Below are 10,679 nucleotides of genomic sequence, written 5' to 3' on the forward strand. Positions count from 1 at the left end.
CCCCGTCCACGGCTGCGTGGAAGCGCTGGAGCGCGCCGGCGACGCCTACCGGCTCACCCTCCGGGGCGGGGACCGCCTCACCGCCGACCGCGTCGTGCTGACCACCGGACACACCCGCCCCGAACTCACCGGCGAGCAGCGGCTCCTCGCCGCCCACGCCGCCGACCGTCCCGGCCTGCGCCACATCGCGGGCGACAGCGCCGCGGACATGCCCCTGGACGAGATACCCGCCGGCTCGGCGGTCGGCGTCCTCGGACTCGGCCTGTCCTTCTACGACGTGATGGCCGCCCTCACCGAGGGCCGCGGCGGACACTACGACGAGGACGGGGACCGGCTCGTCTACCGGCCCGGCGGCAGCGAACCCGTCATCGTGGCCGGCTCCCGCAGCGGGATGCCGCTGCCCGCCCGCGGCCGCAACCAGAAGCACCACGACCACCGCCACCGCCACGTGCTGTTCACCACCGAGCGGGTGCTGGCCCGCGGCCGCCACGGCGCGCTCTCCTTCGCCGACGACGCCCTGCCCTGGCTGCTCGCCGAGGTCGAACTCGTCTACTACGCGACGACGTTGACCGCCCGCGGGGAGCCGGGGAAGGCGGCCGCGTTCCAGGCGGAGGTCATCGCCGCCGCCGAGAGCGGCGTCCCCGACGTCCTCGCCGTCGCCGCCGGACACGGCCTCCGCGACGTGCCCCGCATCGACCTGGACGTCCAGGCCCGCCCCTTCGCCGGCCGGCACTTCGCCGACCCCGAGGAGTTCACCCGGGCGCTGACCGACGCGCTGGCCGACGATCTGGCGCACGCCGACGCCGGCAACGTCGACGACCCGCTCAAGGCCGCCCTGGACGTCATCCGCGACTCCCGCGCCGTGATCCGCTCCGTCGTCGACTTCGCGGGCCTGACCCCCGCCTCGCACCGCGAGGAGTTCCTCGGCTGGTACGTCCCCCGCAGCTCCTTCCTCGCCGCCGGGCCCCCACGCACGCGGCTGCGACAGGTCGACGCCCTGCTGCGCCGCGGGGTGCTGCGCGTCGTGGGCCCCCACACCCGCATCCGCCCGCACCCCTCGGGACGCTTCGGCGTCCGCTCGCCCTACGTGAGCGGCTCCGAGATCCTCGTGGACACCGTCATCGACGCCCGCGTCCCCACCCCCGACGTGCGCCTCGACCCCCACCCCCTCACCCGCAGCCTGCGCGAACAGGGCATCTGGACGTCGTACGTCAACCACGGCGCGGACGGCGACCGCTTCGACACCGGCGGCGTCGCCGTCACGGGCGCGCCCTTCCACCCCGTGGACCGGAGCGGCCGGCCCGACCGCGGTCTGTACGTCCTCGGCATCCCCACCGAGCACACCCGCTGGTTCATGCAGGGCGGCAGCAGCAGGCCCGGCTTCTGGACGGACTTCGTCCAGAACGCGGACGCCGTCGCCGCGGACGTCCTCGCCGCGCACGTCATCGCTTCGGACGTCATCACCACGGACGTCATCGCTTCGGACGTCATCGCCGCGGACGACATCCCTTCGGGCGTCGGCGTCACGGCGCCGGCGTCCACGCCGCCGCTCCCGGCCCCGGCCGCCTGACGCGCACGGCACGAACGCCCCCGCCCCACCTCCCGCCCCCACCACGGAAGAGAGAGCAAACCGATGTCCGTCGTCACCCGTTCCGCCGTCCCCGCCGCCTCGCCCCAGAACCGCGAAGTGACCGTCCTGCGCGACGTCTTCGACCCCGTAGGGCTGGACGCCCTGCCCTGGGAGCACTGGGAGGAACCCGGTCGCGTCGGCGTCGACGTGCACCGCCTCTATCTGACCGACGGCGCCGAACCGGGCGCCGCGATGATCACCCGCATGGCCCCCGGCGCCCATGGCGACCTGCACGAACACCTCGGACACGAGATGATCCTCGTCCTGGAAGGGGAGCTCCTCAACGACAACGGCGACTGCTACCGCGCCGGCGACCTCGTCATCGAGCGGCCCGGGAGCGTCCACCGGGTCAGCACCGAGACCGGCTGCACGGTGCTCGGCGTCCGGCACGCGCCGACCCGCCTCGTGACCTGACCCCCCGCCCGGCGACCCCGGCCCCCACGGCCCGCGCGCACCCCGGCTACCCGGCAACGGGAAGCCTCCTCCAGTCACTGCGCAGCGCCAGGGACCGCGCCGCGTGCACGAAGGCCCCCACCACCGCGGACTCGTCGACGCCCGGACGCGTGCCGATGCCCAGATGCCGCACCACCGCCGGCGACAGCGGCACCAGCCGCACCTGCGGCAGTGCAGGCGGCAGGGCCAGCCAGGGAACGACCGTCGTGCCGAGCCCGGCGGCGACCATCGCGAGCAGCGCGTTGACGTCCCGCACGTGATGGGTCACCTCGGGCTCGAGCCCGGCCGTGCGGAACGCCGCGCGCACCATCGCCTCGACCCCTCCGACCGGCATCAGAAACGGGTCCCCGGCCAGCTCGGCGATGCGCAACTCGGGCCGGGGAGCCAGCGGATGACGCTCCGGCAGCACCGCGAACATCTCGTCCTGCAGCAGCGGTGCCGTGGCCAGGCCCCGCTTGGGCAGCGACACGATGCCCAGATCGACGCCCCGCGCGCGCAGCCACTGGGCGATCTGCGCGTCGCCGCCCTCGCGCAGCTCGATCCGCAGCCGGGGGTACCGTATGCGCAGCTCCGACATCAGCGCCGGCAACAGTCGTGCCGCGAAGCTCTGGCTGGTGCCGATCCGCAGGGTGCCCTCGGGTTCGGCGTCCGTGCCGCGCGCCGCCCGCCGTACCCGGTCCGCCTGCGCCACCACGGCCCGCGCGGGCTCCAGGGCACGCCGTCCGGCATCGGTGAGTTCCACGCCGGACCGGTCCCGTACCATCAGCGTCACCCCCAGCTCGCTCTCCAGGCCGGCGATCGCGTGACTGACGGCCGACTGACTGACGCCCAGCGCACGCGCGGCGTTGGTGAAGGTTCCGATGTCGGCGATCGCGACGAACGCGGCGCACTGGTTGAGCTTCACGACGCCGCCGTCGCCGCGGGGCGCGTCACCGGCAGCGCCGGCCGGCGTCCGGCCTCGTAGCGGGCGATGTCCGCCTCGTGCCGCAGGGTGTCGGCGATGGCGTCCAGGCCGCCCAGCAGCCTGCGCCGTGCCTCCGGGTCGACGTCGAAGGCCTGGACGAGACCGGCGCACCGCACCTCCCGGCGCTCCAGGTCCACGGTGACCGCCACCCGCGGATCGCTCTCCGTCAGCTCCCACAAGCGCTCCACCGTCCGAGCCGGCACGACGACCGTCAGCAGTCCGTTCATCAGCGCGTTGCCGCGGAAGATGTCACCGAAGCGAGGGGCGACGACGGCCCGGAACCCGAAGTCCTGCAAGGCCCACACCGCGTACTCGCGCGACGAGCCCGTCCCGAAGTCCTGACCGGCCACCAGAACGCTGGCGCCCGCCCGCTCGGCCCGGTCCAGGACGAAGCCGGGCTCGGCCCGCCAGTCGGCGAACAGCGCGTCCGCGTGCCCGGTGCGGCGGGTGCTCGCGCAGAACCGGACGGGGATGATCTGGTCGGTGTCGACGTCGGTGCGGCGCAACGGGACGGCCGTACCGGTGTGCACGGTGAACTTCTCCATGACGGGCCCTTCGTCTCACAGGTCGGCGGGGGAGGACAGGCGTCCGGTGACCGCGGTGGCCGCGGCCACCGCCGGCGACACGATGTGCGTGCGCGAGCCACGGCCCTGCCGGCCCTCGAAGTTGCGGTTGTTGGTGGAGGCGGCGCGCTGCCCCGGCAGCAGCCGGTCCTCGTTGAGCGCCGCGCACATCGAACAGCCCGCGCCCGCCCGGAAGTCGGCGCCCGCCTCCGCGAACACCCGGTCCAGGCCCTCCTCGACGGCCTGCCGCCGCACCCGCGCGGACCCGGGCACGATCATCATGTGCAGGCCGTCGGCCACCTTCCGGCCCCGCAGGACTTCAGCGGCGGCCCGCAGGTCCTCTATACGGCCGTTGGTGCACGACCCGAGGAACACGGTGTCCACGGCGACGTCCCGCAGCGCCGTGCCCGGCTCGAGACCCATGTAGGTCAGCGCCCGTCGCGCCGCGTCGCGCTGGGCGCCCGGCGCGAAGTCGGCCGGCGAGGGCACCCGTCCGTCCAGCGGGACGCTCTGCGCGGGATTGGTGCCCCACGACACGAACGGACTCAGGGTGCGCGCGTCCACGGTGACGTACCTGTCGAAGACGGCGTCGGCGTCACCGGCGAGCGAGCGCCAGTACGCGACCTCGCGCTCCCAGTCGGCGCCGTGCGGCATCCCCGGGCAGCGGGCGAGGTAGGCGAAGGTCGTCTCGTCCGGCGCGACCGTCCCGGCCCGCGATCCGGCCTCCACCGACATGTTGCACAACGTCATCCGTGCTTCCATCGAGAGCGCCCGCACCCCCTCGCCGCGGTACTCGACGACGTGCCCCTGCCCGCCCGCCGTGCCCACGTCGGCGATCAGCGCGAGCACCAGGTCCTTGGCACTCACTCCCGCCGGCAGGAGACCGTCCACCGTCACCGACATCTGCTTGAGCGGCCGCATCGGCAGCGTCTGGGTGGCCAGCACGTGTTCCACCTGACTCGACCCGATGCCGAACGCCAGCGCGCCGAAAGCGCCGAGCGTGGTGGTGTGCGAGTCGCAGCACACGATCGTCATCCCCGGCCGCACCAGACCGAGTTCGGGCGCGATGACGTGCACGATGCCCTGGTCCCGGCCCCCGAAGCGGTGCAGTGCAATCCCGAACTCGGCGCAGTTGGCACGCATCAGCTCCGCCTGCCGGCGGCCCTCACGGTCCTCGATGACCCGGTCCAGCGCCAGCGTCGGCGTGTTGTGGTCCTCGGTGCCCACCGTCAGGTCCGGGCGGCGCACGGTGCGTCCCGCCGCGCGCAGCCGGTCGAACGCCTGGGGCGTGTTCACCTCGTGCAGCAGCTGCAGATCGATGTACATCAGATCGTCGCCGCCACCGGAACGCCGCACGACATGGGCGTCCCACGTCTTCTGCGCCAGTGTCCTGCCCATGGTCTCCCTCACGTCGCTGCGGACCGCTGCCCACACGTCGATCATCGAACGCGTGGACCCCACGGGCACGGGTCTGCGACTGGCCATGAGAGGCCTGACCGGTCCGGGCCATCCGACGTCCGCACGCGGACTCCTGCCCGGGCCGCCCGGCGGGCGGCGGACGGGGCGGGGGACGGGCGGACAGGTCCCGGCAGCCCGACGGCGGAGCCGGGCAGACGAGAGCCCCGTGCCGCGCCGAGGGTCGCTCGACGTGACACGGGGCTCCACGGGGCCCGGCGCGCCACCGGATCTGCGCGGTGGCGCGGGGCGGTCCCGGCCGGGACGGCCGGTCAGTAGTGGACCCGGCGGTTGTCCTCGGTGACCCGGTAGCGCACGTTCCACAGGCTGCGGCGCACATACGTCCGCTGCAGCCAGCGGTCCCTGCCGTCGTAGCGGGCGGTGAACGTGGACCGCGCGTGCACCCCCTTGCGGTTGTTGATCAACAAGGCCTGCCCGGGGCGCAGCCGCACCTGGTGAGCGACCTCGCCGCACACCGCCTGAAGGGTGTCCATCGCGGCCCGGGCGCCGCTGGTCAGCGGGTGCACCCCGTTGGCGGAGACGGCGATCTCGGGATAGTCGGTGTGGCCGCTGATCAGCGGCACCGGCTCCGACAGCACCTCCAGACCGCCGGCGACGTCCCGGACGTAGCTGCCCGGGGCGTTGAGCCGGAACAGCGGACTGCGCAGTGTCTCCAGGACCCCGGGCGGGAGCGCGGCCGACACGTCGCGGGCGTCGGCGTAGTAGGTGCCGGCGATGCCCTCGTGGTCGGCGCGCAGGCAGGACAGCACCAGGAAGTCGGGGTTGGCGACGTCGTAACGGCCGATCACGTCGTGCATGATGTCGCTGTGGAAGTTGAGGAAGACCTCCGAACCCTGGTTCGTCTGGGTTCGTGAGCCCCCCGCGACGGGGATGACGTCGTGGATCAGCTGCCCCGCCTTCTCCGTGAGCACCCCCATCGGCTCGCCGAGCAGACCGCTCAGCCCGAGCAGCACCCCCTCGGCGACGAACGACCGCTTCTGGGCGCTGGGTCCGCCGTCGGACGGCGTGTCCGGCATCACCGGGTCCACCGGAAGGTTGCTGACGAGGCTGACGCCGGGGGTGTCGATGTGTCGGCCGAAGTCCAGTACCTGCTGCAGCAGTTCGGTCGGCAGCGTGGCGAAGACCTGCAGCAGCCGCGTGGACGAGCGGTCGATGTCGACGTTCGGATCCGGCAGGCCGCGCAGCTGTTCGCCGAGCGCGTCGCGCACCGCGTCGGGGAGGGCGATCTCACCGAAGGTCGGCGCGGCGACGCCGGCCGGTGCGGGCGCACTGTGGTCGGTGGTGACGGTCATGGGGTTCACACTCCCTGCAGCTCGAGCAGCGGCGCGTTCGGATCCGCGCCCGCGCCGGGACGGTTGACGTGGTCGTGCAGACGCTGCGACAGATGCAGCGCGTCCTCCTCGTCGGCCGCCAGCTGGGTCACCACCTGGCTGCCGCGCACCGCGGTCACCGGCACCCCCGCGTACTCGCCGGGCGCCAGACCGTTGCGCCGCTGGAACTCCGGAAGGTCCACGAACCCCCCGGTGACAGCGACCAGCGGCCCCGACGTCAGTCGTACGACGTCGATGTTGGCGCCGTGGAAGGCCGTGTACGCGCGGTCGGCCAGCTCCTCCGTCGCGTAACGCAGAGCCGCCGAACGCTGGTTGAGCACCACGGCCGCCACCGAGGAGCCGGCGCTGCCGATGACCGAACCGGCCGGGAACGGCGGCCTGTTGTAGCGGCAGACGATCTCGATGCGGTTGCGCTGCGCCAACCGCACCGCCCGCCGATGGAGCACCTTCGCGCCGTACAACGACATCAGCGCCGCCGTGTTGTACGAGACCTCGCCCAGCAGCCGCGACCCGGTGACCAGATGCGGGTCGCAGCTGTAGATGCCGTCGACGTCCGAGTGGATCTCGCAGCGCGGCGAACCGACCGCCGCCGCGACGGCCACCGCGGACAGATCCGAACTGTTCTTGCCCAGCCAGGTCGGCCGGCCCTCCTTGTCGGCGGCCTGGCCGCCCGGCACCACCACCACGTCGTGCTCACGCACGGCCGAGCGCAACGGCTCCGGATCGGTGTGCTCCAGACGGGCCCACATGAACGAGGAGTCGGTGGTGAGCCCCAACTGGTGCCCCGCCAGCACCGTCGAGGTACGGCCCTCCCGGTGCAGGGCCGTCGCCAGCAGCTGCGCGCCCACCGTGTCCGCGAGCGTCAGCAGGCCCGCGACGGTCTCGTCCTCGGGATGCGGGTTCACCTTGCTCAGACGATCCCGGAACTGCTCGGTCTCTCCCGGCTGGCCGCTCACCACGACCACCAGACGGGTGTTCTCCTCCTCGACCCGACGGGACAGCGCCTCGGCGAGTTGCCCGTACGCCGCCAGCGTCCGGAAGCTGGAACCCCCGAATTTCACCACCGCCGGCGGACGTGGGGACGGGTCCAGCGGCGGTCGCGTCACAGGGTCCCCCGGGCTATGAGCTCCTCGGCGATCTGGATCGCGTTGAGCGCCGCGCCGATGGTGAGGTTGTCGGCGACCAGCCACAGCCAGAAGGCGCGCGGGTTGTTCGGGTTCACCCGGACCCGGCCGACGTGCACCCGATAGGGGTCGTCGATCGTGGCGGGGGTGGGGAACTCGTGCGTCGACCGGCGGTCGTGCACCGTCACCTCGGGCAGCGCGGCGAGCAGCTCCACCAGTTCGGCCCGGTCCACGACCCCCTGCGTCTCGATCCACACGGCCTCCGAGTGGCCGTTGACGACCGGCACCCGCACACAGGTGGTGGTCACGTCCAGATGGGGCAGGCCGAGGATCTTGCGGGACTCCTGGAGCATCTTCTGCTCCTCCAGGGTGAAACCGGAGTCCAGGAAACGGTCGATCTTGGGAATGACGTTGAAGGCGAGCGACGGCGAGAACTCCTTGCCGGGATACACCTCCTCAGGGCGGTCCAGCGTCGCCCGGCTGGCCTCCCTCAGTTCCTCGACACCGGGGTGCCCGAGCCCCGAAGCCGCCTGGTACGTGCTGACCACGGCCTGGCGTACGCCGTACCGCCGTTCGACGCCGTCCAGCAGGCGCACCAGCGGAATCGTCGAGCAGTTCGGATTGGCGATCACACCCGACTTCGGACGGGCGTCCAGCTCGTGCGCGTTGACCTGGGGGACCACCAGCGGGGTGTCCGGGTCCATGCGGAAGGCGATCGTGTTGTCGATGACCACGGCGCCGGCCGCAGTGGCCTTGGGCACCCACTGCTCGCTGGCCTCGGTGCCGGCGGAGAAGAAGGCCAGGTCGACGCCGGTGAAGTCGAACTCCTCCACCGCGTGCACCGGGTGGCTCACGCCGTCCACGCTCAGCTCCGTGCCGGCCGAGCGCGCCGACGCCGCCAACCGGATGTCGCGATAGCGCAGACCCCGTCGCTCGATCAGCTCGATCAGGGTGTTGCCCACGGCGCCGGTGGCGCCGACGATCGCGATCCGCGGGGCCGTGGGGTCTGTCACGAGGGTCATCGGGTGCCTCCGGTCGTGATCTCGGTCTTGGACGCGGCGGCCGCGCCGGCGGCCGGTGCGGGCTCCTCGACGGGCGCGACGGGTGCGGCGGGCGACCGGCGCCCGGTGAAGGACCAGCCGAGGTTGACGCCCAGGCTCGCCGCCACGATGAGCGGGATGCCCAGGGCCTGCAGCAGAGTCACGCTGTGTCCGTACACCGCCCAGTCCATGAGCATGGCGACCGCCGGGTACACGAACGCCAGAACGGCGATCTTCGGGGTCGGCAGCTTCTGGTACGCGGAGTACATCAGGACGTACATCACGCAGGTGTGGATCACTCCGAGGCCCACCAGCCAGCCCCAGTCGCCGCCGAGCCCCTTCATCTCGCCCAGCTGGGTGAACGGCAGCAGCAGGAAGACGCCCAGCACCAGCTGCACCAGCGCGACCAGATGCGGCCGCACCCCGGTGACCCGCTTGGTGACGACCGTCGAGATCCCGTAGAACACGGCGGCCAGCAGCGCGTATCCGAGGCCCTCCAGATAGGCGCTGTCCCCGCTGCCGGTCAGATCGGACGCGGACACCCCCGCCACCAGGATCAGACCGACGAACGCGACCCCGAGCCAGCCGAACTTCGCCGCCGTGAGCTTGTCCCGGAACAGCACGGCGCCCAGCAGCATCACGTAGAACGGCTGCGTGTGATAGACGACGGTCGCCACGGAGATGGAGGTGTCCTCGTAGGACTCGAAGAGGAACGCCCAGTTGAAGACGATGAAGACACCGCCGAGCGCGGCCAGGCCCAGCTTCTTCGGGGTGAAGCCGTGGTTCCTGAAGAAGCCGCGCGCCAGGCAGTAGAGGCCGAGCGTGGCCGTGCCGAACAGGCAGCGGAAGAAGACCACGTTGAAAGGAGACGCGCCGGACTCGATGACGAAGACGCCGAGGGTGCCCGAGAGCACCATCGCGAGAGTCAGCTCGATCGCTCCCTTCGTCTCCGTGTTCGCCGGCCGGGTGTCAGTACTCATGGTGGGATGCCTTTCCAAGGGGGAGGGGATGCGGGTCAGTGGAGCGGGACGGCGTAGTGCAGACCGCCTCGCGTGAACAGTTCGTTGAGCCCTCGCGGCACGGCCAGACCCGTGGCCGGCCCGAGGTTGCGGTCGTACACGTCCGCGTAGGTGCCGACGGCGGCCAGTACCCGGAACGCCCACTCGTGGTCGAGGCCGACCGCGGGCCCGTGGGCGCCCGCCGTCTCGGCGGCCTGCGCCAGCGCCTTGTCCCGCTCACCCACCTCGACGACGTGCTGCTCGGCGGAGACGAGCAGGTGCAGCACCCATCGGCACAGCCGGAACCACGCCGGATCGCCGTCGCGCACGGCGGCCGCCATCGGCTCGCGGGAGATGGCCTCGTCGAGGATGCGGTGCGCCGCCGGGTCGTCGAGCGAGGCCCGCTCCCCGGCCAGGGCCACCCGGTCCAGGACGTAGGCGGCGCACTCACCGGCCGCGTACGCCGCGAGCGTCTCGGCCGGCGTCGCATGGGCGACCGGCTCGACGGCCATACCCCGTCCGCCGAACCAGGCCGCCAGGTTGGCCGCGCTGGTCGTGCCCGCCTGCACGGCCACCCGCCGTCCCGTCAGCTGCTCGGGCCTGGTCACGTCACTGTCGGCGGGGACGAGGAAGCCCTCGCCGTCGTAGCAGGTGACACCGGTGAACAGCACCGGCAGAGACGCCTCGCGGCCCAGCGTCCAGCTGACGTTGGCGACGGTCAGTTCGGCCTCGCCGCCCGCGAGCCGCGACAACCGGTCCGCGGGATCGGAGGGCGCCCACTCGACCGCCTCACCGTCACCCACGGCGGCTGCGGCCACGGCCCGGGCGACATCGGTGTCCAGTCCGCGCCAGCGGCCGTCCGCACCGCGCAGCGACAGTCCGCGGATACCGCGGCTCACCACGGCGCGCAGGGCCCCGCGCTGCCGTACCGCGTCAAGAGTGGGAGTGAAGGTCACAGGACGCTCCTCGGACGAGAAAGGACACCGTGGGCGGGACTGTCGAAGGCGCCGATCCGCAGCCGACGGACACGGCGAAGAGCCGAAGAGGGCAGGCGGACCGGGGCGGCGCCACCCGTGGGCGGCGTCACGACACGTCCCGTC

At 72.6% G+C, this 10,679-nt stretch carries 10 protein-coding genes; 2 read left to right on the forward strand and 8 right to left on the reverse strand.

Annotation, left to right across the window (positions count from 1 at the left end; all coding sequences use genetic code 11):
• On the forward strand, positions 1 to 1,570 hold a 1,570-nt coding region (locus ABT300_RS36930; protein ID WP_502978070.1), incomplete at its 5' end, for an FAD/NAD(P)-binding protein.
• Positions 1,571 to 1,633: 63 nt separating this feature from the next.
• Entirely contained in the window at positions 1,634 to 2,044 is a 411-nt protein-coding gene (locus ABT300_RS36935; RefSeq protein WP_351685503.1) for a cupin domain-containing protein, read from the forward strand.
• A 46-nt stretch (positions 2,045 to 2,090) separates the two neighbouring features.
• Here the strand turns inward: ABT300_RS36935 and ABT300_RS36940 are convergent, their stop codons facing one another.
• The 8 genes from ABT300_RS36940 to ABT300_RS36975 all read right to left on the reverse strand — a co-directional run bounded on the left by ABT300_RS36940 (position 2,091) and on the right by ABT300_RS36975 (position 10,535).
• Positions 2,091 to 2,987 (reverse strand): LysR family transcriptional regulator, encoded by an 897-nt coding sequence (locus tag ABT300_RS36940; protein WP_351685509.1) that lies wholly within the window; start codon positions 2,985 to 2,987, stop codon positions 2,091 to 2,093.
• The gene (gene leuD, locus ABT300_RS36945) at positions 2,984 to 3,592 is read right to left on the reverse strand and encodes a 3-isopropylmalate dehydratase small subunit (RefSeq protein ID WP_351685512.1); all 609 of its coding nucleotides are present in this window, start codon (positions 3,590 to 3,592) and stop codon (positions 2,984 to 2,986) included. The genes ABT300_RS36940 and leuD overlap by 4 nt, the downstream gene beginning before the upstream one ends.
• A 15-nt stretch (positions 3,593 to 3,607) precedes the next feature.
• On the reverse strand, positions 3,608 to 5,008 hold the full coding sequence (leuC, locus tag ABT300_RS36950; protein WP_351685530.1) for a 3-isopropylmalate dehydratase large subunit: 1,401 nt from the start codon (positions 5,006 to 5,008) through the stop codon (positions 3,608 to 3,610).
• A gap of 329 nt (positions 5,009 to 5,337) precedes the next feature.
• Positions 5,338 to 6,378: a TauD/TfdA family dioxygenase gene (locus ABT300_RS36955; RefSeq protein ID WP_351685515.1), complete on the reverse strand. Its 1,041-nt coding sequence runs from the start codon at positions 6,376 to 6,378 to the stop codon at positions 5,338 to 5,340.
• Between the two features lie 5 nt (positions 6,379 to 6,383).
• Complete coding sequence (locus tag ABT300_RS36960; RefSeq protein ID WP_351685518.1) at positions 6,384 to 7,481, reverse strand: amino acid kinase family protein; 1,098 nt, start codon at positions 7,479 to 7,481, stop codon at positions 6,384 to 6,386.
• A 38-nt stretch (positions 7,482 to 7,519) separates the two neighbouring features.
• Complete coding sequence (locus ABT300_RS36965) at positions 7,520 to 8,563, reverse strand: aspartate-semialdehyde dehydrogenase (RefSeq protein WP_351685521.1); 1,044 nt, start codon at positions 8,561 to 8,563, stop codon at positions 7,520 to 7,522.
• Positions 8,560 to 9,561 carry a DMT family transporter gene (locus tag ABT300_RS36970; protein WP_351685524.1) on the reverse strand — a complete coding sequence of 334 codons (1,002 nt, stop codon included), beginning with the start codon at positions 9,559 to 9,561 and terminating at the stop codon, positions 8,560 to 8,562. The genes ABT300_RS36965 and ABT300_RS36970 overlap by 4 nt, the downstream gene beginning before the upstream one ends.
• Positions 9,562 to 9,596: 35 nt before the next feature.
• Positions 9,597 to 10,535, reverse strand: a complete 939-nt coding sequence (locus tag ABT300_RS36975) for a transporter substrate-binding domain-containing protein (RefSeq protein ID WP_351685527.1) — start codon at positions 10,533 to 10,535, stop codon at positions 9,597 to 9,599.
• Between the last annotated feature and the right edge of the window lie 144 nt (positions 10,536 to 10,679).

It is taken from the genome of Streptomyces sp. NPDC001027, assembly GCF_040299045.1.
Taxonomy (GTDB): domain Bacteria; phylum Actinomycetota; class Actinomycetes; order Streptomycetales; family Streptomycetaceae; genus Streptomyces.

What these genes read in the sequence shown, in the direction of transcription:
- ABT300_RS36955 (WP_351685515.1), bottom strand. Translation starts at nt 6,378, where the DNA reads ATGACCGTCACCACCGACCACAGTGCGCCCGCACCGGCCGGCGTCGCC.
- leuC (WP_351685530.1), bottom strand. Translation starts at nt 5,008, where the DNA reads ATGGGCAGGACACTGGCGCAGAAGACGTGGGACGCCCATGTCGTGCGG.
- leuD (WP_351685512.1), bottom strand. Translation starts at nt 3,592, where the DNA reads ATGGAGAAGTTCACCGTGCACACCGGTACGGCCGTCCCGTTGCGCCGC.
- ABT300_RS36970 (WP_351685524.1), bottom strand. Translation starts at nt 9,561, where the DNA reads ATGAGTACTGACACCCGGCCGGCGAACACGGAGACGAAGGGAGCGATC.
- ABT300_RS36965 (WP_351685521.1), bottom strand. Translation starts at nt 8,563, where the DNA reads ATGACCCTCGTGACAGACCCCACGGCCCCGCGGATCGCGATCGTCGGC.
- ABT300_RS36935 (WP_351685503.1), top strand. Translation starts at nt 1,634, where the DNA reads ATGTCCGTCGTCACCCGTTCCGCCGTCCCCGCCGCCTCGCCCCAGAAC.